Source organism: Streptococcus sp. DD12, assembly GCF_001578885.1.
Lineage (GTDB): Bacteria > Bacillota > Bacilli > Lactobacillales > Streptococcaceae > Streptococcus.
Map to the genome: position 1 here is coordinate 954,074 of NZ_KQ969495.1, position 24,529 is coordinate 978,602.

At 47.2% G+C, this 24,529-nt stretch carries 17 protein-coding genes; 5 read left to right on the forward strand and 12 right to left on the reverse strand.

From position 1 onward, the window contains the following. Positions 1 to 55 precede the first annotated feature (55 nt). The 3 genes from ftsX to prfB form a co-directional block, all read right to left on the reverse strand. Positions 56 to 973 carry a permease-like cell division protein FtsX gene (gene ftsX / locus STRDD12_RS04440; protein ID WP_066915535.1) on the reverse strand — a complete coding sequence of 306 codons (918 nt, stop codon included), beginning with the start codon at positions 971 to 973 and terminating at the stop codon, positions 56 to 58. Beyond that, positions 966 to 1,658: a cell division ATP-binding protein FtsE gene (gene ftsE / locus STRDD12_RS04445; protein WP_066915536.1), complete on the reverse strand. Its 693-nt coding sequence runs from the start codon at positions 1,656 to 1,658 to the stop codon at positions 966 to 968. Before ftsE ends, ftsX begins: the two co-directional genes overlap by 8 nt. Before the next feature lie 10 nt (positions 1,659 to 1,668). Continuing rightward, positions 1,669 to 2,767, reverse strand: a protein-coding gene (gene prfB, locus STRDD12_RS04450; protein ID WP_156471439.1) for a peptide chain release factor 2 whose coding sequence is annotated in 2 segments (ribosomal slippage) — positions 1,669 to 2,694 and positions 2,696 to 2,767 — 1,098 coding nt in all. Because the reading frame shifts where the segments join, the coding sequence is not laid out codon by codon here. Between the two features lie 117 nt (positions 2,768 to 2,884). On the opposite strand from prfB, the gene STRDD12_RS04455 reads away from it, so the two are divergent. Continuing rightward, the gene (locus STRDD12_RS04455) at positions 2,885 to 3,742 is read left to right on the forward strand and encodes a metallophosphoesterase (protein WP_066915538.1); all 858 of its coding nucleotides are present in this window, start codon (positions 2,885 to 2,887) and stop codon (positions 3,740 to 3,742) included. Between the two features lie 130 nt (positions 3,743 to 3,872). On the opposite strand, the gene STRDD12_RS04460 is transcribed toward STRDD12_RS04455, so the two are convergent. From STRDD12_RS04460 to STRDD12_RS04470, 3 genes are all read right to left on the reverse strand, one after another. Beyond that, on the reverse strand, positions 3,873 to 8,384 hold the full coding sequence (locus tag STRDD12_RS04460) for an accessory Sec-dependent serine-rich glycoprotein adhesin (protein ID WP_066915539.1): 4,512 nt from the start codon (positions 8,382 to 8,384) through the stop codon (positions 3,873 to 3,875). 346 nt (positions 8,385 to 8,730) lie between these two features. Beyond that, positions 8,731 to 9,180: a deoxycytidylate deaminase gene (locus STRDD12_RS04465; protein ID WP_066915540.1), complete on the reverse strand. Its 450-nt coding sequence runs from the start codon at positions 9,178 to 9,180 to the stop codon at positions 8,731 to 8,733. Between the two features lie 9 nt (positions 9,181 to 9,189). Continuing rightward, positions 9,190 to 10,257, reverse strand: coding sequence for a M24 family metallopeptidase (locus STRDD12_RS04470; protein ID WP_066915541.1), 1,068 nt, complete (start codon positions 10,255 to 10,257; stop codon positions 9,190 to 9,192). A gap of 278 nt (positions 10,258 to 10,535) precedes the next feature. Between STRDD12_RS04470 and STRDD12_RS04475 the strand changes: the two genes are divergently transcribed. Next, positions 10,536 to 12,425 (forward strand): CAP domain-containing protein, encoded by a 1,890-nt coding sequence (locus STRDD12_RS04475; protein WP_066915542.1) that lies wholly within the window; start codon positions 10,536 to 10,538, stop codon positions 12,423 to 12,425. Between the two features lie 257 nt (positions 12,426 to 12,682). Here STRDD12_RS04475 and uvrA read toward each other — a convergent pair whose 3' ends face one another. Continuing rightward, positions 12,683 to 15,523, reverse strand: coding sequence for an excinuclease ABC subunit UvrA (gene uvrA, locus STRDD12_RS04480; protein WP_066915543.1), 2,841 nt, complete (start codon positions 15,521 to 15,523; stop codon positions 12,683 to 12,685). A 128-nt stretch (positions 15,524 to 15,651) separates the two neighbouring features. Here uvrA and STRDD12_RS04485 point away from each other — a divergent pair, with 128 nt between their 5' ends. After that, entirely contained in the window at positions 15,652 to 16,596 is a 945-nt protein-coding gene (locus STRDD12_RS04485; protein WP_066915544.1) for a magnesium transporter CorA family protein, read from the forward strand. A 23-nt stretch (positions 16,597 to 16,619) separates the two neighbouring features. Further along, positions 16,620 to 17,273, forward strand: a complete 654-nt coding sequence (locus tag STRDD12_RS04490) for a DUF1129 domain-containing protein (RefSeq protein WP_331709084.1) — start codon at positions 16,620 to 16,622, stop codon at positions 17,271 to 17,273. A 131-nt stretch (positions 17,274 to 17,404) separates the two neighbouring features. On the opposite strand, the gene STRDD12_RS04495 is transcribed toward STRDD12_RS04490, so the two are convergent. The 4 genes from STRDD12_RS04495 to STRDD12_RS04510 form a co-directional block, all read right to left on the reverse strand. Continuing rightward, positions 17,405 to 18,142: a cyclase family protein gene (locus STRDD12_RS04495; protein WP_066915546.1), complete on the reverse strand. Its 738-nt coding sequence runs from the start codon at positions 18,140 to 18,142 to the stop codon at positions 17,405 to 17,407. Positions 18,143 to 18,337: 195 nt separating this feature from the next. Beyond that, positions 18,338 to 20,233, reverse strand: a complete 1,896-nt coding sequence (locus STRDD12_RS04500) for a M13 family metallopeptidase (RefSeq protein WP_066915547.1) — start codon at positions 20,231 to 20,233, stop codon at positions 18,338 to 18,340. 19 nt (positions 20,234 to 20,252) lie between these two features. After that, the gene (gene dtd / locus STRDD12_RS04505) at positions 20,253 to 20,699 is read right to left on the reverse strand and encodes a D-aminoacyl-tRNA deacylase (RefSeq protein WP_066915548.1); all 447 of its coding nucleotides are present in this window, start codon (positions 20,697 to 20,699) and stop codon (positions 20,253 to 20,255) included. 9 nt (positions 20,700 to 20,708) lie between these two features. Further along, positions 20,709 to 22,928, reverse strand: a complete 2,220-nt coding sequence (locus tag STRDD12_RS04510) for a RelA/SpoT family protein (RefSeq protein WP_066915549.1) — start codon at positions 22,926 to 22,928, stop codon at positions 20,709 to 20,711. Positions 22,929 to 23,051: 123 nt separating this feature from the next. Between STRDD12_RS04510 and STRDD12_RS04515 the strand changes: the two genes are divergently transcribed. Continuing rightward, positions 23,052 to 23,819 (forward strand): epoxyqueuosine reductase QueH, encoded by a 768-nt coding sequence (locus STRDD12_RS04515; RefSeq protein WP_066915553.1) that lies wholly within the window; start codon positions 23,052 to 23,054, stop codon positions 23,817 to 23,819. Positions 23,820 to 23,933: 114 nt separating this feature from the next. On the opposite strand, the gene STRDD12_RS04520 is transcribed toward STRDD12_RS04515, so the two are convergent. Beyond that, positions 23,934 to 24,452 carry an FUSC family protein gene (locus tag STRDD12_RS04520; RefSeq protein ID WP_066915555.1) on the reverse strand — a complete coding sequence of 173 codons (519 nt, stop codon included), beginning with the start codon at positions 24,450 to 24,452 and terminating at the stop codon, positions 23,934 to 23,936. Between the last annotated feature and the right edge of the window lie 77 nt (positions 24,453 to 24,529).

The window sequence follows — 24,529 nt, forward strand, 5'->3', positions numbered from 1 at the left end:
GCTAGACCTTTCTTTCATCACAAAAGGCCTTGGACACCTGTCCAAGACCTCTTTTTTATATCTTCAAGAAACGGCTAGTGGAAATCAATGACCCAAAGGCACCAATGATAATCCCAGCGACAAAAATGGCACCTACCGCATAAGGTAGAAATTGGTTGACTGGATAGAGAGCCAGATTTTGTTCTGCCAAGCCTTTTGCCAGAGATTCATTAGCCAGCAAGTACAAGTAGCTGACGGCTCCAGCTGGCAAGATAGCCCCAATCAGACCAATCCAAGCCCCTTCAAAGAAGAAAGGTGTCCGGATATAGCCTTTTTTAGCCCCCACCAAACGCATGATTTGGATTTCGCTCCCCCGTGAAAGGATGGTCATCCGAACGGTGTTGGAAATCAAGAAGATAGCCACCAAAATCAGGACAGCCGTCGCAACCGTACCTCCGACCTGGATGTAGTTGGCAAAGTTAATCACGTTTTGGGCCGTATCACCACCGTAGTTGGCACTGTCAACCCCATCAAGGGCTTGAATTTGTTTGGTAATGGATTTGGCCTGATTAGCCGTTTGGATAGTGACATAATACACATCCTGCAGAGGGTTTTGGTCCCCTTCTAAGGTCGCATAGTCAGAACCAAGCTTGGCTAATTCAGTATCTTTGCTTGAAAACTCAATACTCTTAACCCCTTGAATGGCTTCAATCTGGTTGTAAACCAAATGGTAGTATGGATTGGCCACCTGATTGCCTGATTCATCAGCAACCGTTTCGACGGCATCTGTAGAACCATCCGATAGGAAAACCGCGATACGGATATTGCCAGTCGCCTGTTGTGACAGGTGCTGAGCGTTGATAATCAAGGATGCGAACAACCCGACCAAGGTCAAAGTGACCGCAACTGTCGTAATGGCCGCAAAACTCATCCAACCATTACGCCCCAAGCCCTTAAAGGACTCTTTAATATGACGGAAAAAACGTCTAATCATGAGATTCGTATCCCCCTTCTTTGGCATCGCGAACAATCTTACCATCGTTGAGTTCGATAACCCGGTGGCGGTAAGCATCGACGAGTTGCTTGTTGTGGGTCGCCATGATGATGGTCGTCCCTTCCTTATTGATTTCTTCGAGCAAGTCCATGATTTCGATGGCATTTTCAGGGTCAAGGTTTCCTGTCGGCTCATCTGCAATCAAGAGCTGTGGCATATTGACCATGGCACGGGCAATAGCGACACGCTGTTGTTCCCCCCCTGACAATTGGTTCGGGAAAGATTTGGCCTTAGCTGTCAGACCAACCATGTCCAAGACTTCGGCAACGCGTTTTTTGATGTGACGCGGTTTGACACCGATAACTTCCATCGCATAGGCAACATTTTCAAAGACGGTCTTACGTGGCAAGAGCTTGTAATCTTGAAAGACCACGCCTACGCTACGGCGCAAGAGGGGAACTTCACGCCGGCGCAATTTAGACAAGTTGTACTTGCCGACATAGAGTTGGCCACGTGTCACCGCTTCTTCATGGTAGAGCATTTTAATGAAAGAGGATTTCCCTGCTCCAGAATGCCCAATCAAATAGACAAATTCGCCTTCTTCAATTTCGACATTGACCCCACGCAGGGCCGATACATTGTTTTTATACTTCTTACTGACATTAGTCATTTCAATCAATGCCATGCAATTCTCCTTAATCTTCTAGACGCCATTTGAGGTAGGCGTCGATAAATCCGTCCAAGTCACCGTCCATGACCTTATCCACCTGAGCGACTTCATAGCCTGTCCGGTGGTCCTTGACCATGGTATAAGGGGTAAAGACATAAGAACGAATCTGGCTCCCCCAGGTGATTTCCTTTTTGTCACCCTTGAGCGCATTGACTTCCTCAGCCTTTTTCTCCTGCTCCATCTGGTAGAGTTTGGCCTGCAACATTTTCATCGCCCGGTCCCGGTTACCATACTGGGTCCGGTCAACTGTAGAAGCCACCACAATACCAGTCGGAATGTGCGTCAAGCGCACCCCAGTGGAAACCTTGTTGACATTTTGCCCTCCGGCTCCCCCTGAACGAAAGGTATCCATCTTGATGTCGTCATCACGGATGTCGACCTCGATGCTGTCATCTAGCTCAGGCATAACTTCGACTGACGTAAAGGACGTGTGACGCCGTTTGGCCGAATCAAAGGGAGAAATCCGCACCAAACGGTGGACCCCCATCTCTGACTTGAGCAATCCATAGGCATTGGTCCCTTCAAAGGACAGGGTCACACTCTTAATCCCGGCTTCATCACCGGCCTGATAATCCAGAACTTCCACCTTAAAGCCGTGGGCATTCCCAAAACGCGTATACATGCGTAGGAGCATATCTCCCCAGTCTTGGGCTTCTGTCCCTCCAGAACCTGGATGGATTTCCAAAATCGCATTGTGGCTGTCATAGGGGTCTGACAAGAGCAAGGTCATCTCATACTGGGACATGATTTGTTCAAGCTCTGTCAGATTTTCTTCTAATTCTACCTTGCTATCTGCGTCTTCACTGGCAAATTCCAAGAGCACTTCCGCATCTTCTAGCATGGTTTCCATCTTATGGAAGGTTTCGTAAGTTTGTTTTAGGTCATTTAACTCCTGCGAAGTCTTTTGAGCCTTTACGCTGTCATTCCAAAAATCGGGATGGGTCATCTCGTTTTCCAACTGGGCGATAGACTCTTCAAGTTCTTCTAAGTCAAAGTGACCTCCTGAAGCTGGTTAGCTTCACGGTGAGTGCGTCAATGAGCTGACGCATTTCAGAAATATCCATGATTTACCTCATTTCTTTAGTGCTATCATTGTAACATAGACCGGAAAAACTTTCAAAATTCCCGACGAGGGCTCTCAAAACAGCCTTGTTTTCCTGTTTTTTTGCTACAATAAAACCATGACTAGACTTTGCCTGATGAGCGACCTGCACATCGACCTCAACCATTTCGGCCCCTTTGAGCTAGAAACACTGCTTTTTGTCCTCAAAAGAGAAGCTATCGACCACCTGCACATCGCAGGGGATTTGGCCAACCATTTTGACCAAGACGCCGTCCCCTTCATCGAAGAACTCAGACGGCAACTGACGGTGACCTATAACCTGGGAAACCACGACATGTTAGACCTCACCGAGGAAACGATACAGGCCCAGGATTTTCAAATTCATGACATTGGCCAGCGCAAACTCTTGGCCTTTCAAGGCTGGTACGACTATTCCTTTAACCCGGAAAAGAGCGCCGACAAACACCAGCGCTTCAAGCAAACGTTCTGGTTTGACCGACGGCTCAAACGCCCCCTCAGCGACCCAGACATTACCCGGCATAGTCTGGAAAGGTTAGAAAAGATACTGACAAACCTTGACCAAGTCCCGCTAGTGGCCATGCATTTTGTCCCCCACCAAAACTTCACCATGACCCACCCCAAATTTACACCTTTTAACGCCTTTTTAGGCAGTCAAAAGTACCACCAGATTTTTGTTGACCATCAGGTCACAGATGTCGTCTTTGGTCATGCCCACCGCTCCTACGGCGACCAGACCATAGATGGGGTCACATACCACTCTAGACCGCTAGGCTATCTGCGCGAATGGGATTTAACCATTGATTTTGTCAATGACCACCCCGAGTACAACCCGACAGGCAGCTGGAACCTCAGTAAACGTTACAATGCTGTCAAAAAGTTGCCTGAATTTCAGGCCTATAAACGCCAGCACCTCGCCCAAGAATTTCGCAACTCCATGACCATCTTTGAGTGCTGATAAAAAATGAAAAGTTAGAACCCATGCAGTTCCTGACTTCTCTAATGACACGATTTCTAGAAAGTTTGCACCAATAAAAGACCAAACAAAAAACTTAGAACAAGCGTTCTAAGTTTTTCGTTTTAAAGACTTAGTCTTCTTTTTTACGGCGTTTTGAGGCCAGAGCTACAGCTCCAGTCATGGCTGCTGCTCCTAGTAGAAGACCTGCTGCATTGGTAGCTGTTTCACCTGTAGTTGGTAGAGTGCCTGTCACGACACGGCTACCACGGTTGCGACCAGATTGGTCCCATCCATAAATGGTGCGTTTGCGACCGTTGCGACCGTACTCATCCCACTCGTGCATAGAACTTGATGTCCAGTAGCTGATAGAGTTAGACAAGGAAGTGCTCAAGGACTCTGATTCTGAGCTGCTCAATGACGCTGACAAGCTTGCAGAAGCACTTTCAGACGCAGAGGCTGAGGCTGAAGCAGATTCAGAAGCTGAAAGTGACGCACTCAGGCTAGCAGAAGCGGATTGACTTGGCCAAACTGACGTTGACTCAGACTGGCTCAAGGAAGTGCTTAGGCTGGCAGAAGCAGACGCTGAAGCGGATACTGAGGCTGACACAGAAGCAGACAAGCTAGCACTCTCACTTTGTGAAGTTGAGACAGATGCGGATTCGCTGGCTGACAAGCTTGCAGAAGCACTTTGTGACAAGGAAACTGAAGCAGACTCAGATTGACTAACAGACGTTGAAACTGAAGCAGATGCTGACTGACTCAGTGAAACTGAAGCAGATTCTGATTGACTCACGGACACTGAAGCGGACGCGGATTCTGATACAGAGGCGCTGACGCTTTGGCTCTCTGATACTGATACGGACGCTGACTCAGACGCGCTCGCTGATGTAGATGCAGATACTGAAGCACTTGCACTTTGGCTTTCTGATACTGAGCTTGATACGGATTGGCTGACAGAAGTTGACAGGGATTCTGACGCACTTACTGACGCTGAGGTTGACTCAGATTGACTGACAGAAACAGAGGCTGATTCAGACGCACTCACTGAGACTGAAGCGGACTCAGATTGACTGACAGACGTTGAAACTGAAGCAGATTCTGACTGACTCACGGACACTGAAGCAGATTCTGATTGACTCACGGATACTGAAGCAGACGTTGATTCTGATACAGAGGCGCTGACGCTTTGGCTCTCTGATACTGATACGGATGCTGACTCAGACGCGCTCGCTGATGTAGATGCAGATACTGAAGCACTTGCGCTTTGGCTTTCTGATACTGAGCTTGATGCGGATTGGCTGACAGAAGTTGACAGGGATTCTGACGCACTTACTGACGCTGAGGTAGACTCAGATTGACTGACAGAAACAGAGGCTGATTCGGATTGACTCACTGAAACTGAGGCTGACTCAGATTGACTCACTGACACTGAAGCGGATTCAGACTGGCTGACTGACGTGCTAGCACTTTCGCTTTCTGACAGAGAAGCTGAAGCAGATTCGGACTGACTCACTGAAACTGAAGCAGACTCAGATTGACTCACTGACACTGAAGCAGATTCTGATTGGCTAGCTGACGTGCTAGTGCTTTGGCTTTCTGACAAGCTAGCACTTTGGCTTTCTGACAAGGAAACTGAAGCAGATTCAGACTGACTCACAGACGTCGAAGCAGATTCTGACTGGCTGACTGACAAGCTTGCGCTTTGGCTTTGTGACACTGACGTTGACGCTGATTCAGATTGGCTCAAGGATGTTGAAGCTGATTCAGATTGGCTAACTGACAAGCTAGTGCTTTGGCTTTCTGACAAGGATGCAGACGCTGATTGGCTCAAAGAGGTTGAAGCGGATTCAGACTGGCTGACTGACAGGCTTGCGCTTTGGCTTTGTGACACTGACGTTGACGCTGATTCTGATTGGCTCAAGGATGTTGAAGCTGATTCTGATTGGCTGACTGACGCGCTATTGCTTTGGCTTTCTGACAAGGATGCAGACACTGATTGGCTCAAAGAGGTTGAGGCAGATTCAGACTGGCTGACAGACAGGCTTGCGCTTTGGCTTTGTGACAATGACGTTGACGCTGATTCAGATTGGCTCAAAGAGGTTGAAGCAGATTCTGATTGGCTGACTGACGCGCTAGTGCTTTGGCTTTCTGACAAGGATGCAGACGCTGATTGACTCAAGGATGTGCTAGCACTTTGCTCTTGGCTCAAAGAAGTTGAAGAGGACTCACTGAAAGATTCAGACTGTGAGGTTGACTCAGAGGCTGTCATCTTACGGTAGTAGTAGACAACATCTACCGGTGTACGGGTTCCAGTCGGGATAGAGTAGTTATTTGAGAAACTCTTATATCCCTTAAAGTTTTGGTAAACCGTACCTTGGGCTGGGTCATCATTGATGTAGGAAATACTATCAGCATTCATACCATCCCCCTCAGCGGCTACCGAGGCAACAATGACGTTATTGCTATTATTTCCCAAGCCTTGCGGTGTCAGGCTGGCAGCTGGGGCGCCTGAGAAACGCTTAGGCAGGGTAACTTGAGTGATTGGTCCATCTTTAACATTTTGAACATTATAGGTAACTGTTTCATTGGTATAGTACCAACCGGTGATGAGGTTGGTGTAGATACCATTAGACTGGATAAATGGTGAGACTTCCAAATAGTAGTCACCTGTCTTGCTGTAGACTTTGATGGTATCTGTTGAGGCTGGAATATAGGCTGCCCCCGCCTTCATGACAGGTGTCGTGTAGACCAAGGTGTACTTAGACACATCTGGTGTGCCGACATCTGCAGAGGTAAAGTTATTGATTTCGCTTGGGTCCAAGACATAGATACGTGTCACGGTTGAGCCATTGGTATCAACGACTTCTGTGATCCGTTTAACATAGTAGTTGTTGGCCCCACCATTAAGTTCGACATATTGTTGCCCGATACTTCCCAAGGTACCAGTTGGCATTTGCGTATCTGTTGAGGCTGGTACGAGGACATAGCCATCGATAGCACGTACTCCAGAAGCGGTGTAGTTTTGACCTTCGATACCGGTTTGACTGTATTTACCAAGTTCAGTTTCGGTACCAGTTGGTTTATAGGTGCCACTGGTATAGCCAGAGTTGACTTCTTTATAGATGGTGTTTTGGGTTACCAAACGAGATGGCACAGAGGTTTGGACGTTAGGCTTAGACTCACCAACATTTCCTGGATAGTTGACATCCATGATTTGTTTTGTCTCATACTCAAGGTTTGAGTTGACAAGGGATAAGGTCACCACGCCTGGTGTCGTGCCACTTGCTGCTTGGTAGTTAAGGCTGTTGCTGACATCAGAGTTATCGCCAGTGATGTAGCTTGGCAAGGTCTTTTGAGTATCCCCTGCTGCGATAGTCGTCTCATAAACCGCTTCACCAGTTGCTTTGTTGACGATACGGATGTAGACAGTAGGGTTAGACAAGCTGGTCCCTGTGATGGCTGAACGGTCTACAGAGAGGGTTGCATAGTAACCAAAGGAGGTGTCATTTTTGGTAAAGTCCCAGATACCAAAGGTGTAACGGCTAGTATTCGGATCGACAGCATAACCAGATGAACTTGGGGTTGGATCTGTAATAGTTGCCCCATTCGCATTAGAAATAACTGGTGACATGGTGATACCGCTGGCTGAACTGCTGCTGGTTGCGATCGCATCCAGTTGGGCTACGATAGCTGAGCTACCGTCTGCAGCCGTACCATTGCCTGTAAAGCCAGCTGCTGTCAGAGCTGCCATCATGTCATCGACAGCTGAACCAAGTTTTTTACGTTGGTCTTCATAAGCTTGAGCAGTTGCTAGGCTAGCCAACAAAGCATTTGAAGCAGTCACTTGTGCTTGTACTTGAGTGATGCTATTGACCAAAGTGGTCTTAGCGGTGCTATCAGACAAGCTTGCCGCATATTTGTTGGCAATACCAATCAAAAGCTCGGCTTCAGAAGTGTTTTGGTCCAAAAGGTCTTTGGCATCATCGCTAGAGCTTGTTGTCGCACTTGATGTTGACGCTGTGGTACTGCTGGCTGAGCTGCTGGTTTCAGAAGCTGTGGCTGTTGACTCTGACGTCGATAATGACAAGGAAGCAGATACTAGTTCTGACTCAATCACAGACAGACTTTCTGATGAAGAGGTTGAAGCTGTTAAAGAAGCTTCAAGCGACAGGCTTTCTGATGTTGAGCTTGATTGTGCTTCAGATAGAGACAGGGATTGAGAGGCTTGCACAGAAGCAGACAGGGACGCTTGGTCAACCGTGTTTTCAGAAGCTGTGGCTGTGCCACCGACAGTAACCGTGTCAGCATTGACCAAGGTGTCCGTGCTATCAACACTTGCTGTTGTTGCCGTTTCATCCGCGTGAACGGTTTGGCCGGTTTGGGCCAAGATGGCCCCTCCCCCTGCTACGGCTCCTGCCGCTGTCAGGGTCTTGAGCAAGGCATGGCTAGAGGTAGATAAGGTGTTGTCACTAGTTGTTTCAACAGTGACCTTACTTTCTTTGACAACACCGCCCTTGAAGACACGGAAGATATTGAGATAGGAGATAACGGTACGAACCCAGTTCTTACCAGATTTGTGCATTTTGACCCGGGAGGTACGGTTGACCTCATCAAAGTTTTTATTGAAATGTTTACGACGCATAGGAGCCCCTTCTTTACAAAAATATTTTAATATCGTCTGTCTTTAACAAAACGTTAAGACCATTTTACACACTAGAGCATTTTATGTCAATGAATTGCACTTTAAAGATGTAATATTACACAAATGTCACATTATAGCAATATCTTGTCATATTGTGTAATCATATAGTGTTGTTTTCTTATCTTTTTTTGCAAAGAAGCCTTTTTTTCTCAAAAAAGCTATCATAATCTGCACTTAATTATGACCATAATTACATGAAAAGGGTTCCAAAAATGTTTGTTTTTGTTTTCTCTTTTTAAAAAAATGACAAAGCTCAGAAAAACCTGAGCTTTGTCATTTTAAACCATTATTTTCCCAGTTGCACACGAGGGACATCGTGTTGCTGATAGCTGACCCCTTTTTGTTCCATGAGCTTGATGGCAAAAGGGTGGGGCCGATAACTTTCTTTGTAGGTGATTTTTTTGATGCCCGCCTGCAGGAGGGCCTTGGTGCAGTTGACACAAGGAAAGTGCGTGACGTAGATCTCGGTCCCGTCCGTTGAAATCCCTTCTTTGGCACACTGGATTAGGGCATTCATCTCAGCATGTACTGTTCGGATACAATGCCCTTCTTCCATTTCATGCCCAACTTCATGGCAGTTATCGGTCGCTGACACACCGCCATTGTAACCCGTCGCAATGATGCGCTTTTTTCGAACCAAGACCGCTCCGACAAAGGCACGGTCACAGGTTGAGCGTTTGGCAATCAACTCGGCATTGGCCATAAAATAATCTTCCCAGCTCAGACGTTCTGTCATATAACCTCCTTAGAGAATGATGAACTCTTTTGGTGCCAAGGTAATCAATTCACAACCTTCCTCAGTCACGATGAGGTCGTCTTCAATCCGCACACCAAAAGCATTGTCCAGATAGATGCCTGGTTCGTCCGTCAAGACCATGCCTGCTTGGATATGATGTTCGGTATCTTTTTGACTAAAGTAAGGCTCCTCGTGGATATCGAGACCGATACCATGGCCAATCCCGTGTGAAAAGGCAGGCCCATAACCAGCTTCAGTGATGATGTCACGTGGAATCTTATCAAAATCCCGCATTGACAGCCCTGCCTTGGCTTGGTCTAAAAGGGCTTGGTTGGCCTTGAGGACGAGCTGGTAAACTTCTTCTTCTTTATCTGTTGCTGGCCCCAGGTGGATGGTCCGTGTCATGTCACTGACATAGTGGTCATAGTAACAGCCAAAGTCCATGGTCAACATGTCTCCGTTTTCGACAACCTTGTCAGAAGCTACCCCGTGTGGCATGCTAGAGCGATAGCCTGAGGCGATAATCAACTCAAAGGAAACCCCAGAGGCCCCGTACTTGCGCATGCGAAAATCCAAGAAGTCTCGGATGTCTTTTTCGGTCGTTTGACCAGGCTTGATGTAGTCCAAAACGTCCGCAAAGGCACGGTCTGAAATCGAGCAAGCCTGACGAATGGTTGCCAGTTCTTTAGCATCCTTGACGATACGCAGGCGTTCAATCAAGCCATCATCTGCGACCAATTGGTAGTCGCTAAAAACAATTTCTAGCTGATGAAAAGAGCGGTAAGGCAGGTCACTTTCAAAGCCAAAGCGCTTCAAACCAGAACCAGCTAAGCGTTCTTTGATGACCGCTAGGGGGTCTTTGGCTTCGATGATATCCCAACCGTGAACCTTTTCCTTGGCAATCAAGCTATACCGACTGTCCGTGATGAAGAGGCGGTGTTTGTCAGAGATAAAAACCGTGGCATTGGTACCAGAAAAACCAGTTAGATAGTAGATATTGGTATGGTTTGTGACCAAGAGCCCATCAAAAGGGGCAGTTTTTAAGGCTTGAGCGACATTTTCCAAACGGTGTTGCATGGCAGTTCCTTTCTGATAGCTAACGTTTCTTTCTTATTATAGCACTAATTGTTCATTAATGATGGAGATTTTCATCATCTTCTTTCCTACAAGAGGGGCAGTGAAAGAGTTCGTGAAACATTTCACATTTCATTTTCGTGACAAACATTAAATGTTTGTGACATGTCATTTTTGTTAAATTCCCCTTTGACAAATGTCAGGTAGATATCTATAATAAACATGAAAGCGGTTACCTTAAACTTCCCTGAACTTTTGCTAAAGAAAAGGAGATGACACTCATGAAAAAAGGTTTAGGATTCTTATCACAGGCTGGCTTGGCACTGGCTTTTTTAGCGCCCTTGGCCCTAAATGCTTCTGAGGCTAAAGCCTATGATTATTATGGCTATCCGACGGCACCACCAACCTACTATGCCCCTTGGAACTCCGCCTATAGCTACAATAACTATGCCTACAACAACTGGAACAATGGCTTTAACGGCTACAATGCCTCTCCTGTCTACTATAACTCAGCTTATAACAGGAATTACGGCTATAACAACTGGAACTATGCCTACAACAACTACGCAGATGCCTACGGGTATGCCCCTTATTATAGCTACGGTTTAGGCTATAATCCTTATGGCTATGGCAACTATGGTTGGAGTCCCTATAATTACGGCTACTATTACAATAGTTGGAACCCCTACAACTATGGCTACAATTACAACCCTTGGAACCCTTACCGCCCATATTACCCTTACTACTATGATTACGGTTATACCTATCCTGGTTATAATGGCTACACTCCTGGGGGCAACTCTTACAACAACAACTCCCGTTACCGCTACAGCAACGGCTACCTCTACTACCTGCTAGATGATGGTTCCTACTATGTTTATACCAACAACCGGTGGGTTTACTATGCCAACAACGGCAATAACAACGCTGACAATGGCAACACCAATACCAACAATGGTTACACTGCCTTGACCAACGATAGCCACTACCGCTATGAAAATGGCTACCACTACTATGTCCTAGATAATGGCGATTACTATTACTACAGCAATGGCCAATGGGTCTTCGTCAAGGTCAATAACTCTGACAATAACTCTGGTGGTGACCATGCCGATAATGGCAATACTGACAACTCTAATACCAACCCTTCTGACAATGGTAACAACGGTAATAACGATAACTCCGGCTCAGATAATGGCGGAACCGTCACTCCAGGTACTGGCGATGATACAACAGAAACCCCTGGTTACGCCCCTGAAACCAATATCGACTATGACAAGTTACCAAAACCAACCCTCCCACCGACCGACCCTGCTATGCAAGCCGACCCTCGTTTTGTGGATGCTGATGGGGTTTACTACTACCGTGTGGCCATGACCGACGAAGAAAAAGAACGCGGTATCGATGGCTACTACAAATGGATGGGAGACCATTGGAAACTCTTCAATGGGACAGATAATAACGACCCTGCCCTTGACCCTGACATTCACAGCACGGCCAATGATGACGAGTACAACTACGATGACAAAGCCTCCAGCGTAGCGCTCTACTCTGAAAATGTGGTTGGTACCGGAAAAGCGGGTGAAGCCCTGCCATTCCAAAACCTTGAAGAGTTCAAGAACTATGTCATCGCAAATGCCAATCCTGTCTTTAAAGACAACGCTGGCTGGGATTGCGCAGTGACTTGGGAAATCGAAGACCAAACAAACTTTGACGCTTCTAAAGCTAGTGCTTGGTCTCGTGACTATGTCTTAGTGGCCCACCTCAAGAGTGGCGTCACCGATGACAAGTACAAAGACTATGAGTTTGGCGATGTCAAATTTATCTACCGTGTTGAACCGACAGAAACGTCCGACTACGTTGACCGCCAAGCTGCTCAAACAGCCTTTGATGAAATCAACTTCCAACGTCAGGCTGCTGGCCTGCAACCTTTAACATGGTCTGAAGAGCTCTACACGTCAACCACACTGCCACACACCAAAGACATCTCCCACAGCTTTGTCAGCGAAGGTCTCGTCTTCCGCCGGGAAAGTAACGGTGTGGTCGTTGCCGACAAGTGGATCAACAGTGGTTGGAGAGAAATCTTCTACAGCCCTGACATCACCCAAGGGGCCGTTGCCTGTGTCGTGGCAGGAGACGGTACCTACTACTGGTCCTTTAACTACCAATGATGAGATGACTGATGGGGTAACCGCTTAAACCACCACAAGCCTTGTTTGACAACAAGCACACCATTCGTGACTAAGGTCACATCCTCCAGAAAGCCTGGGTTTCACCACCCAGGCTTTTTTGTCGTTTATGCACAAAAGCTACAAGCAAACCCTCACCAATAGGGGATAAGCTTAATCACAAAAAAGAATCACTTCCCTCGACTCTTGGAACTTGGCCTAGAGCTGAGAAAGTGACTCTTTTTCATGTTGTGATGATTTTATGTTTCGTCTTGACCGGCTAACTTGGCTTTCAGGTATTGGCCGGTATAGCTAGCCGCGACTTGGGTAATGGCTTCTGGAGTTCCAGTAGCCACGATGCTTCCACCGCCGACACCCCCCTCTGGTCCGAGGTCGATGATGTGGTCCGCAGTTTTGATGACATCTAGATTGTGCTCAATCACGAGCACCGTATTGCCATCTTCGACAAAGCGGTCCAAAACCTTAATCAGACGGGCAATGTCATCCGTATGAAGCCCGGTTGTCGGTTCATCAAGCACATAGAAGGACTTGCCTGTAGAACGTTTGTGCAGTTCGGAGGCCAGCTTCATCCGTTGGGCCTCTCCACCAGAGAGGGTCGTTGCTGGTTGCCCCAAGGTCACATAGCCCAAGCCCACATCCTTGATGGTCTGCAACTTGCGTGCAATCTTAGGGATGGCTGAAAAGAAGTCCAGCGCATCATCTACGGTCATATCTAAGACTTGCGCAATGTTTTTTTCCTTATAATGGACTTCCAAGGTTTCTGAGTTATAGCGTGTGCCATGGCAAACTTCACAAGGGACGTAAACGTCTGGCAAAAAGTGCATTTCAATCTTGATAATGCCATCACCCGAGCAGTTTTCACAACGCCCACCCTTGACATTAAAGCTAAAACGGCCTTTCTTGTAACCACGAATTTTAGCTTCATTTGTCTGTGCAAAGAGGTCCCGAATATCGTCAAAAACGCCTGTGTAGGTCGCTGGGTTTGAGCGTGGTGTCCGCCCAATCGGGCTTTGGTCAATATCAATCAAACGGTCAATATGCTCTAGCCCAGAGATAGCCTTAAATTTCCCAGGTTTTTCAGAGTTCCCATTCAGCGTTTGAGCAATGGCTTTTTTGAGGATACCATTGACCAAGGTTGACTTGCCAGAACCTGACACACCGGTCACAGCAGTAAAAGTCCCTAAAGGAAAGTCAACCGTTAGGTCTTTTAGATTGTTTTCGCTCGCTCCCTCTAGCCGAATCGTTTGGCCGTTACCCGGGCGCCGAGTCTCCGGAACCGGAATAGATTTTTTACCTGAGAGATATTGCCCTGTGATGGATTTGGTCATGCGGGCGACTTGTTTTGGAGTCCCTGACGCGACAATCTCACCACCCAGATGCCCAGCACCTGGCCCCACATCAATCAACCAGTCCGCTTCACGCATGGTGTCTTCGTCGTGTTCGACCACGATGAGCGTATTGCCCAAGTCTCGCATTTTTTTCAGGCTGGCAATCAAACGGTCATTGTCCCTTTGGTGCAAGCCGATAGAAGGCTCATCTAAGACGTAGAGCACACCAGAAAGGTTAGAACCGATTTGGGTGGCTAGGCGAATCCGCTGACTTTCTCCTCCAGATAAGGTCCCCGCTGCCCGTGACAAGGTCAAGTAAGCCAGACCAACATTGTTGAGGAAGGTCAAGCGGTCTTTGATTTCCTTGAGGATAGGGCGCGCAATGGTTGCTTCATTGTCCTTTAAGTTTAGGGCAGACACATAGGCCAGATGGTCACCAATCGAGAGTTCTGAGACTTGCCCAATATTGAGACCATCTTCGCCACCTACTCGGACAGATAGAGCCTGAGGATTTAGCCGATAGCCGTGACAGCTAGGACAGGTCAGCTCATTCATGTACTCACGCATGACGTTGCGAGTGTAGTCGGAGTTTGTCTCATGGTAACGGCGGTTGACGTTATTAACCACACCCTCAAAAGGCATGAAGAGGTCACGTTCGCCCCCAAAGTCACTATGGTAGTGAAAATGAAATTCTCGGTCTCCCGCTCCGTACAAGACCACATCTTGCTCGGCCTGGGTTAATTTCTCAAAAGGGGTGTCCATGTCGATGCCGAAAGCGGTCATGGCTTGCTCCAAAAGAGCAGGGTAATAATTAGATGAAATAGGGTTCCATGGCGCTAAGGCCCCTTGACGCAAAGTGAGAGTCGGGTCTGGAAGAACCAGATCGAGGTCTACTTCCAGACGATTGCCCAGACCATCGCAGGTGGGACAAGCCCCCAGAGGCGCATTGAATGAAAAGAGCCGCGGTTCTAGCTCAGGCACCATAAAGCCACAGATAGGGCAGGAATAATGCTCAGAGCAGACGATTTCATTGCCGTCCATGGTGTCAATGATGACGTAACCATCCGCCAAAAGCAGGGCTGCTTCCACCGACCCAAAGACACGGCTGCGAATCCCTTCCTTATTGACAATCCGATCCACAACCACTTCAATGGTGTGAGCCTTATTTTTGTTAAGTTCGGGTACTTCACTGACATCATAGACCTCACCGTCAACCCGTACCCGCACATAACCGTCTCGTTCAATCCGTTCAAAAGTCGTCTTGTGTTGGCCTTTTTTGCCTCGTACCACAGGTGCCAAGATCTGCATCCGCTGTCTCTCAGGCAGGTCCAAGATTCTATTGACAATCTGTTCTGGTGAGGAGGCCGTAATCGCCCCATGGCCATTGGGACAGTAAGGTACCCCGACACGCGCATAGAGCAGACGTAAATAATCATTGATTTCTGTAGCCGTCCCAACGGTTGAGCGAGGGTTGCGGCTGGTTGTTTTTTGGTCGATGGAGATTGCTGGGCTCAGACCATCAATAGCGTCTACATCAGCCTTTTCCGTATTGCCCAAAAATTGACGCGCATAGGCAGAGAGGCTCTCCACATAGCGGCGTTGCCCTTCTGCATAGATCGTGTCAAAGGCCAAACTTGATTTACCCGATCCTGACAGACCTGTGACAACAACCAGTTTGTCACGCGGAATATCCACATCGATATTTTTCAAATTGTGAGAACGTGCACCATGAATACGAATTTTGTCTTGCATGCGATCTCCTTTCCCTCAAATCCTATCAGCCATTATATCAAATTTTCCCAGTAAAGACGGCTTACAAAATCGGTGATTTGTAGTATAATGAAACGGTATGCCAAAAATTCTGAAAAGGAGAGACCATCGTGCAAGAGATTTACCTATCTAAAGCGACTGCCTTTGAGCCCATTGACCACTATGAAGCAGGCTGTTGGGTCCATTTGGTCAATCCCTCAGACGAAGAATCGCGCAAGGTTGCTGACCATTTCCATGTCGATATCCAGGACCTTCGGGCGCCTCTGGATGCTGAAGAATCTTCTCGTGTGGTGACTGAGGATGACTATACCTTAATCATCGTCGATGCTCCCACTCAAGAAGAGCGCAATGAACGGACTTATTATGTGACCATCCCGCTAGGAATTATCGTTACCAAAGAAGCTGTCATTACGACTTGTTTGGAAGATATTAGCCTCTTTGACAGCTTTAAAAAAGGGCGACCTCGCAATTTCTACACCTTTATGAAGACCCGCTTTGTCTTTCAATTGCTCTATCGCAATGCCGAACTCTTCCTGACAGCCTTGCGCTCCATTGACCGCCAAAGCGATAAGTTGGAGACCCAACTGGAAGGCTCAACAAAAAATGAGCAGTTGCTGGACATGATGGAGTTGGAAAAGTCCATCGTCTACCTAAAGGCCGCCCTCAAGCTTAACGAACGAATTGTCAAAAAGCTGACAGGCAATGCCTCTAGCCTGAAAAAATATGTCGAAGACGAAGACCTGCTAGAGGATACCTTGGTCGAGACCCAACAGGCTATCGAGATGGCATCCATCTATGAAAATATTTTGAATGCCATGACCGAAACGGCAGCTTCTATCATCAATAACAACCAGAACTCCATCATGAAAACACTAGCGCTCATGACCATGGCGCTAGACATCCCAACGGTAATTTTCTCCGCCTATGGGATGAACTTTCAAGACAACTACCTGCCACTCAACGACCTCAAGGGTGCCTTCTGGTTTGTCACTCTCATGGCTGCGGTGATGTCAGGCATTGTCGTCGCCTACTTTATCCGTAAAAAATGGTTCTAACCCACCTCAACAAGGAGCATTTCATGACTATCGACCTTAATCAACTCACCAAAAAAAATCAAGAATTTATCCACATCGCTACCAATGAACTGATCGCCAATGGCAAGACTGATGAAGACATCAAGCTTATCCTAGAAGAAGTCCTGCCACAAATCATCGAAGAACAAGGACGAGGGATTCCAGCCCGGACCTTCCTAGGGGCCCCAACACGCTGGGCACAAAGTTACACCCAAACCGAGGCAAAAACAGCTGCCCAAGCAACCAACGATAACCCTTGGCTCATGTTTTTAGATTCTTCTCTCTTCTTTTTAGGCTTTATCGCCCTCTTTAGCGGTGTGATGAATTTCTTTGACAGTCGAACCACCAGTTATGGCCTCATTTCCCTCTTTGTCTTTGGTTTTGCAGGTGGCGCTTTACTCTACTTCATGTATCGCTTCCAGACCAACCTGGCCCAAAACCGCAAACGCTTTGGCTGGCTCAAGAGCATCTTAGCTTTAATCCCTGTCTTAATCCTGCTGGTTATCATTGTGACCGTTTCTGGTTTGATTCCGGCAAGTATCAACATCCAACTGCCCGCTATCGTCACTATCCTAATCGGTGCAGCAGCCTTAGCAGGCAAATACTTCTTTAAAAAGCAGTTCAATATTCAAAGCAGCTTTACCCCAAAAGCTAACTAAAAAGCAAACAAAAAAAGCCCCTCGACTGCTAGCCTTGACGCCTTATCTACTGGTCTGAGGGCTTTTTTTATCAGCTAAACTGATGACGAAAAAACACTGTTGCTAGCAACAGTGTTTTGTTATGGGGGCGCTTAGTCAAATACCCAAGCCAAAGCCCTTACAGGTGACCCTGTCGCCTTGTGCCAATGGGGAAAACTAATCTGGATGAGACTGCCACTTGCTGGCACTTGGTCTAAATTGGCCAATACCTCAAGCTGATAGATATCTTGCTCTAAGAGGTAATATTCTTCCACCAAGCGCCCATTGCGGGCAGCAGCCTGTCCACTATCGGTATCCAGGGTTTCATGCCCCAAGGCTTTAGCCCCTCTCTCATGAACTAAAAAGTCAATGGCCTCATGGCTCCAGCCTGGGGTATGCTGACTGCCATCAGGGCCAAGGTTGCGAATAGCATCTTGGTCTGGCCACCGTTTACTCCAGTCACTGCGAAAGGCCACAAAAGCCCCCGCTGCAATTGTCCCATGTTCTGCCTCAAAGGCTAAAATATCTGCCTTGGTCAATTCATAATCGGGATTTTCAGCAACAGCTTGGGATTTATCAATCACGTACAAGGGCAAAAGCAAATCCTTCAGTGGCAAATCATCTAGCCAACGGCCACCTTCCACAAAATGAATGGGCGCATCAATGTGCGTACCGTATTGACCGACCACAGAAAATTTCTGAACATGAAAGCCATCTTTAAGGGTGAAAACATCCGTCTGCTCCAGTGCTGGTAGAGCCGGAAAGTGAGGGCTCTTGCTATCAATTTGATGGGTCAGGTCCACCCAACGTGCGGCCTTTAGGGCGTTTAAAATAGTATCAGCTTGTGTCATGTGAGGTCCTCCTTTGTGAGTTTTATTATAAAGGACCAAAGGCCGATCGACAAGGGGGCTGGCTAGACCATTTTATGATGGTCTGTTATCAGTTTGACTGATAACCAAAAAGACGGCCTCTCTTTGAGACTGCCGTCTTTTGTCATTTTTGTCCTAAGGCCAACAAGGCACTCACAGGCAATGACCTGGGAATTTTTACCAAATGATGATACGATCTTCTGGTTTTCGCCACATACCATCACCTTCACTCACCTCAAAGGCGTCAATGAAGGCGTCAAAGTTCGGCACTTGAACATTGGTCCGCAATTTTCCTGGTGCATGCACATCAACACTAGCCAACATCTGCATGTATTCAGGACGTGCCTTCATGCGCCAAATGGTCGCAAAGCTTTCAAAGTAAGCCTTAGCAGAATAATCTGCTTCTCTTTGAGCAGCTTCTAAAGCACAAGCCAAACCACCCAAATCAGCCACATTTTCAGAAACCGTCAGCTTCCCGTTGACCTTAGCGCCATAGGAATCCAAGCCATCAAATTGGGCCACGACCTGATCGGTACGCTCTTGGAAGGCTTCATAGTCTTCTTTGGTCCACCAGTCCTTCAGACTACCATTCTCGTCAAAGGAGGCCCCATTGGTATCAAAAGCATGCGAAATTTCATGGGCAATAACAGCACCAATCCCACCATAGTTGGCTGAAGACGATTGCTGTAAATCATAAAAAGGCGCTTGCAAGATTGCCGCTGGAAAGACAATCTGATTTTGTTGCGGGTCATAGTAAGCATTGACCATATGGGCTGGCATATGCCATTCACTGCGGTCTACGGGTTGATTCCACTTGCTCCAGCTATGCGCGATGGCAATCTGGTCAAAGGCAATGGCATTTTCGACCAAAGACTTGTTGGGGTCAACGATTTTCTTTGCATAGGTTTCAGGCAACTTCTCTGGGTAGCCGATATGCGCTGTGATGGCATTAAGTTTTGTGATAGCTTGTTGTCTAGTCTCTTCTTGCAACCAGTCCCGCTTAGCCAAACGTTCCTTATACACATCAATCATGGTTGCCACCTTGGCTTCGACATCTGCCTTGGCTTCTGGGGAGAATTTTTCATCCGCATACCACAGGCCCAGTGCTTGACTGAAGTCCGCTGAAGCCAAATAGTAGGCAGCCTTTCTCTTGTCCATGGCTTGTGGTGTCCCAGAAAGCGCACGGCCGTAGGCACCAGCCTCAACACGCAGGTCATCCGTGAGATAAGAGGTAAAGCTATTAGCGGCCGCTAACAAAAGACCAGCCTTGAGTGCTTCCCAGTTGTTAGGCGAATAATAGAGACTGGCAAACTCTGTCCAAAACCGCTCTTCAGGGACGATAACCTTGTCAGGAACTTGTCCTAAAATGTCCTCAAAAATTGCGGTGAGGGGCAGGTCTGGCGCTAAAGCGACAAACTTATCCCAGCTATAGGGGTGGTAAAGTTTTGCGTATTCAGACCCTTCTTCACGGGACAAAACATAGGATGCGAGTTGAGCGTCCAAGGCAATGACCTTATCCAAGATATCCTTGATTTGTTCCTTGGTAAAGGGAAAATGCCCTAAGACGGTTTCTTGAGTCTGCCGCCATAAGGCTAGCAATTCAGGGCCTTTTTCATTGTCCGCCTCATAGTAAGTCGTATCAGGCAAGATGATACTTGGCGCTTCAGCCCACAAAACATTGGTTTGGGCATCCATAAAGTCAGGGGCAACTGAAAATGGCAGGTCATTTGGCTTGCCCTCTTTTTCAAACTGTGCAATCTTTTGCACAAAGTCTTCAAAAGAGTCCAGTTCAGCAATAGCCTCAATCCAAGGCAAGGCCGGCTTGACCCCGTCAGCTTCACGCTTGTCATAATCCGCTACCATCCGGTGAAAGGCCACAAAGTTTTCTAAAATACCATCTTCGGGCACGCCTTGACCAGCCAACCAAGCATCTGTCGTCTCCAGCATGAGCTTTTCGATGCCGTCATTTAAGTCCATAAACCCGCCCGTGACAGGCTTATCATCTGGGATAACAGCTGTTTTTGCCCATTCGCCATTGATTGCTTCGTAAAAATCATCTTGTAATCGAACCATTCTCGACCTCATTTCCATCTTATGCGTTATCTTGGGTGTCCAGGATAATCGTCACTGGACCATCATTGACCAAGGAAACTTGCATATCTGCGCCAAACTGTCCTCTTGCTACTGGCAAATGACGGGCAAGTTCCTCATTGAAAAATTCGTAAAGTTCCTGAGCTTTTTGTGCAGGGGCAGCCCCTGTAAAGCTTGGGCGGTTTCCTTTTTTGGTGTTAGCAAATAGGGTAAACTGAGAAACGGACAAAATGCTAGCCGAAACATCTGCGGCTGACCGGTTCATCTTGCCCGCTTCGTCGCTGAAAATCCGCATCTGCCGGATTTTATTGACCGCATAATGCACGTCTTCAGCCGTATCCTTAGGGCCAACTCCCACCAGGAGCAAGAGTCCTTGCCCAATCGCTGCAATCACTTCTTGTTCGACACTGACTTGCGCCTGTTTAACCCTCTGTATCACAATCCGCATGCCTGTCTCCTATCCATTGGTCCGCTTGACCGAATAAACATCCGGAATAACCTTGACCTTATCCACAAGACTGGTCAGAGTCGTCAGATTAGGGACCGCAAAAGTCAGATGGATATTGGCAAATTTCATGTCCTTAGTCGGTTGGGCATTGACCGAGGAAATATTCTTTGTCGCATTGCTGACGATTTGAAGAACGTCATTTAAAAGGCCTGAACGATTGAGACCGTAAATGTCAATTTCAGCGATATAGTCACGGTCACGCGCCACATTATCGGCCCAGGCAACATCAATCAAGCGTTGTTCGTAACCATCTTGGCTCTTGATATTGTGGCAATCCACACGATGAATAGCAACCCCACGCCCCTTGGTGATATAGCCTTCTATGGCATCCCCAGGAACCGGGCTACAGCACTTGGCAATCCGAACCAAGAGCCCAGATGCCCCTTCGATAACGACACCACCATCACTAGCAACCTTAAGCACCTGCTTGTTATCGTGCTTAACCTCGCCTTTCATGAGCTTGTCAGCTTCTTCTTTCGCCTTGGCCCTTTCTTGTTCCCGACGTTCTTTTTCAGTCAGGCGATTGAAAACCGTAATCGGATTAATTTCACCAAAGCCAACCGCCGCATAAAGCGCCTCCTCTGTACGCAAACTCATCTTTGGTAACAAGTCATCCATATGGCGTTTGTCTAAGTATTGGTTGGCTACAAAACCGTGTTCTTGGAAGGTGTCAACCAAAAGTTCACGCCCCTTGCTGATGGAGAGTTCCTTGTCTTGATTTTTGAAGAATTGACGGATTTTATTGCGGGCCTTACTGGTTTTAACAATGGTAATCCAGTCACGGCTAGGCCCAAAAGAATTGCTATTGGTGATGATTTCGACCACATCACCAGTCTTAAGTTTCGTTGTCAGAGGAACCATGCGGCCGTTGACCTTAGCCCCAGTCGCCCGCTCACCAATTTGTGTGTGCACGGCATAGGCAAAATCAATTGGCACAGACCCTTTTGGCAACTCGCAGACTTCTCCGTTAGGGGTAAAAACATAGACTCGCTCTGAGAAGATATCTTCCTTAACCGCATCAACAAATTCTTGCGCATCGCCATGAGACGCATCTTGAAGGTCAGCCAGCTCTCGAATCCACTCCATGCTCAGTTGCGATTCCTTGTCTGTGACCTTACCAGTCATGCCTTTTTTATAGGCCCAGTGAGCGGCAACCCCGTATTCGGCCACCTCATGCATATCTTGCGTTCGAATCTGAAATTCGATGGGCCCCTTTGGTCCATAAACAGTCGTATGGATGGATTGGTAGCCATTAGACTTGGGATTGGCAATATAGTCCTTGAAACGCCCTGGCATAGGCCGCCAGAGTTCATGAATATAGCCCAGCATGGCATAGACATCACTCTGCGTCTCCATGATACAACGCACTGCAATCAAATCATAAATCTGATCAAAGCGCTTGTTTTTCTTTTTCATCTTGCGATAGATGGAGTAGATATGTTTAGGCCGCCCGTAAATCTTACCGTCTAGCCCCTGCTCGCTCGTGTAAGTCTTCAGCTTACTGATAATCTCATCTACCAGAGCTTCACGCTCTTGGCGCTTTTCATGCATCATTTGCGAAATCTTATAAAATTCCGCAGGATTCAGGTAACGAAAAGCCAAGTCTTCAAGTTCCCACTTGATAGCAGAAATCCCCAAACGATGAGCCAAGGGAGCATAAATTTCCATGGTCTCACGGGAAATTCGCTCTTGCTTATCCTTGCGCAAGTGCTTGAGCGTCCGCATATTGTGCAGACGGTCCGCTAGTTTGACCAAGATAACCCGAATATCTTTGGACATGGCCATCAGCATCTTTTGATGGTTTTCTGCCAATTGTTCCTCGTGGGATTTGTAGGTCACTTTTCCCAGTTTGGTCACACCGTCAACAATATCTCGCACATTGGTCCCAAACTTCTTTTCCAGGTCATCCAAGGTTGCATCGGTATCTTCGACCACATCATGCAAGAAACCGCAGGCCACCGTGACCGCATCCAAGTGCAAGCCTGCCAAAATCCCTGCTACTTGAATCGGGTGAATAATATAGGGCTCACCAGATTTCCGAAATTGTCCTGAGTGGGCTTCTCGAGCATAGTCCAGCGCCTCTTGCACCAAAGCCACATCACTGTCACTCAGATAGGCCTGGGTTAACTCGACCACTTCTTCTCCTGTAAGATTCACTTGTTTTGCCATTGCGTCACATCCTTCATTAGTGTATCTATTGTAACATTTTAGCCCAAAAAGAGGAACTGGCAAGGCTAGCCAAGCCTGGTCTTCTGTGGTAAACTGGTAGAAAAACGTTATAAAGGAAAGCTCATGATTGACATCGAAGACATCTTAGCCAAGATGAACCCCAACCAAAAAATCAATTACGACCGTGTCATGCAACAAATGGTCAAGCAATGGCAAAAGGCCGATGTGCGCCCTAAAGTACTCATGCATGTCTGCTGTGCCCCTTGTTCGACCTATACCTTGGAATATCTGACCCAGTATTGTGATGTGACCATCTACTTTGCCAATTCCAACATTCACCCCAAAATCGAGTACGAGCGTCGCGAGTACGTCACCCAAAAGTTTGTGTCTGATTTTAACGAAAAAACAGGCAATTCGGTCGCTTTTATGTCCGCCCCCTACAATGCCAGCGAATACCGAAAACTGGTTCATGGCTTGGAAAATGAACCCGAAGGTGGCGACCGCTGTAGTGTTTGTTTTGACTATCGCCTCGATAAAACAGCCGCCCAAGCCGTCGAATGGGGCTTTGACTATTTCGGGTCTGCCTTGACCATCAGCCCGCACAAAAACGCCCAAGTCATCAATTCCATCGGAATTGAGGTGCAAAAACTCTATGCTACCCAATACCTACCGAGTGACTTAAAGAAAAACCAAGGCTACCGACGCTCCGTCGAAATGTCTGATGAATACGACATCTATCGCCAATGTTACTGTGGTTGTGTCTTTGCAGCCAACGACCAAGGTATCGACCTACAAGCTGTTAAGCAAGAAGCCCAGGCCTTCATGGCAAACAAAGATGGCTATGAAGAATTTTCACATGTCATTTTCAAATACGACGGGCAAGAAGTTTAAAGCCACTAAAAAGAGCCTCCACGTTTGCGAGAGCATTTGCTTCTCATAAGGTGGAGACTTTTTTTTAGCCTATGATTGGGGAAGGATTTTCGGCTAACAAGTGCTCTAGGTTTCTTATCTTTTCAGCCATTGACGCAGCCTATCCACATCAGCATTGACCAAAATGGCAATAAAAACGCCAACAAAGGTCTCAAAAACTCGGGCAAAGACATAGGTAATTTGTTCCCCATGCGGAATAGACAAGCAAATAATCAAGAGAGCCGCAACGCCTCCGATAATTCCCGATTTATTGTCAAAAGCCACATTAATCATAATGGTCAACATTGTCAACAAAGGGACCATCAACAAGGTCACCCAAACATTGTAGTTGAAAAAATCATTCACCAAGAAAAATAGCAGGCTTAGGGCCCCTCCGATGCTGTTGGCAAAAATACGAGATGAGCCAAAATGAATACTCTTATCAAAATCTTCTCTAAGGGAAAAAACAGCGGTCAAGGTTCCAATCTGTGTCCCTTTCCAACCAAAGAGGGCAAACAGGGCTAAGACCAAGAAAACAGCCAACCCCGTCTTAAAGGTTCGCATACCCAGTCGAAATTTTTCAGGATGAAATCTAAAGTTAACGTGTTTAAACATAGGGCCTCAATTTCTGTCGTCAGTCCTAGCTATTCTATCAAAAAACCGTCAACAGGAAAAGGGGATGTGACAAGTTT

What these genes read in the sequence shown, in the direction of transcription:
- STRDD12_RS04495 (WP_066915546.1), bottom strand. Translation starts at nt 18,142, where the DNA reads ATGACACAAGCTGATACTATTTTAAACGCCCTAAAGGCCGCACGTTGG.
- STRDD12_RS04455 (WP_066915538.1), top strand. Translation starts at nt 2,885, where the DNA reads ATGACTAGACTTTGCCTGATGAGCGACCTGCACATCGACCTCAACCAT.
- STRDD12_RS04515 (WP_066915553.1), top strand. Translation starts at nt 23,052, where the DNA reads ATGATTGACATCGAAGACATCTTAGCCAAGATGAACCCCAACCAAAAA.
- dtd (WP_066915548.1), bottom strand. Translation starts at nt 20,699, where the DNA reads ATGCGGATTGTGATACAGAGGGTTAAACAGGCGCAAGTCAGTGTCGAA.
- uvrA (WP_066915543.1), bottom strand. Translation starts at nt 15,523, where the DNA reads ATGCAAGACAAAATTCGTATTCATGGTGCACGTTCTCACAATTTGAAA.
- STRDD12_RS04500 (WP_066915547.1), bottom strand. Translation starts at nt 20,233, where the DNA reads ATGGTTCGATTACAAGATGATTTTTACGAAGCAATCAATGGCGAATGG.
- STRDD12_RS04510 (WP_066915549.1), bottom strand. Translation starts at nt 22,928, where the DNA reads ATGGCAAAACAAGTGAATCTTACAGGAGAAGAAGTGGTCGAGTTAACC.
- STRDD12_RS04475 (WP_066915542.1), top strand. Translation starts at nt 10,536, where the DNA reads ATGAAAAAAGGTTTAGGATTCTTATCACAGGCTGGCTTGGCACTGGCT.
- STRDD12_RS04470 (WP_066915541.1), bottom strand. Translation starts at nt 10,257, where the DNA reads ATGCAACACCGTTTGGAAAATGTCGCTCAAGCCTTAAAAACTGCCCCT.
- ftsX (WP_066915535.1), bottom strand. Translation starts at nt 973, where the DNA reads ATGATTAGACGTTTTTTCCGTCATATTAAAGAGTCCTTTAAGGGCTTG.
- STRDD12_RS04465 (WP_066915540.1), bottom strand. Translation starts at nt 9,180, where the DNA reads ATGACAGAACGTCTGAGCTGGGAAGATTATTTTATGGCCAATGCCGAG.
- ftsE (WP_066915536.1), bottom strand. Translation starts at nt 1,658, where the DNA reads ATGGCATTGATTGAAATGACTAATGTCAGTAAGAAGTATAAAAACAAT.
- STRDD12_RS04490 (WP_331709084.1), top strand. Translation starts at nt 16,620, where the DNA reads ATGACTATCGACCTTAATCAACTCACCAAAAAAAATCAAGAATTTATC.
- STRDD12_RS04520 (WP_066915555.1), bottom strand. Translation starts at nt 24,452, where the DNA reads ATGTTTAAACACGTTAACTTTAGATTTCATCCTGAAAAATTTCGACTG.
- STRDD12_RS04460 (WP_066915539.1), bottom strand. Translation starts at nt 8,384, where the DNA reads ATGCGTCGTAAACATTTCAATAAAAACTTTGATGAGGTCAACCGTACC.